Source organism: Oleiphilus sp. HI0067 (assembly GCF_001635735.1).
This window is the reverse complement of the sequence record NZ_LWFI01000426.1, coordinates 1-981: the sequence shown is the minus strand read 5'-3', so window position 1 is coordinate 981 and position 981 is coordinate 1. Positions and strand designations below refer to the sequence as shown.

General features: G+C 43.7%; 1 protein-coding gene. It reads left to right on the top strand.

Features of this window, described 5'->3' with window-relative positions; genetic code table 11:
• Positions 1–940 (top strand): phospholipase D-like domain-containing protein (locus tag A3739_RS04955; RefSeq protein WP_231877014.1); only part of this gene is annotated, 940 nt, incomplete at its 5' end.
• Between the last annotated feature and the right edge of the window lie 41 nt (positions 941–981).

The following is a 981-nucleotide window of genomic DNA, read 5'->3' as shown; positions in this document are numbered from 1 at the left end:
ACTGACTAAGCGCATTGGTCTGGGGCGTTACGACAGTCTGATGCCGGGCGGTCGTTATCATAACTCGAAGGACTTTATTGGGTTTCCGAGCGTTGGTCCAAATTATATTGATGCCAAGCCAATGGATACTGTTACCCATCCGGCTTTAGCTGATTTCAAAGGCAACTTGTTCGATTTGATTCGTCAAAAAGATGTCTTGCTTTACTACCCTTATCATTCGTTTGATACCGTAATTGATCTTCTGAAAACGGCCGCGATAGATCCGGCGGTTACAGAGATTAAGATATGTTTGTATCGTGCAGCAGAGCATTCGCGCATCGTTGACGCCTTATTGTCAGCAAGACGTAATTTGAAGAACGTAACGGTTGTTGTTGAGCTGCAGGCGCGTTTTGATGAGGCCAATAACATTGCGTGGGCAAATCAGCTAACAGATGGCGGCGTGAACGTAATATTTGGCGTGCCCGGCTTAAAGGTGCATACCAAGCTAATTGCCATAACACGTAAAGAAGATGGTAAACCGCGCATTTATACGCACATTGGCTCAGGAAACTTTAACGAGAAAACCGCCAAGATTTATACCGATTTTAGTTTACTGACACGCAATAAAGAGATCGGCAAAGACGTTGCCAATGTGTTTGATTTTATCAATTACACCTATCGCCGCCACGCCTATAAACACTTAATGGTGTCACCACTTACACAGCGTTCAGGCTTAGTGGGCTTGATCGAAAATGAAATCTCGAATGCCAAATTAGGCAAGCCAGCCGAGATCATTATTAAGTGTAATAACCTCACCGATAAGCAAATTATTGCGCAATTGTACGAAGCATCTAAAGTGGGCGTGTCTGTTCGTATTATTTGTCGAGGAATGACATCGATAGTGCCGGGAATTAAAAGTGTTTCCGAGAATATCGAAGCCATTAGTATTGTCGATAAATAATTAGAGCACCCGCGAGTCTATGTGTTCCATAACGATGGCGA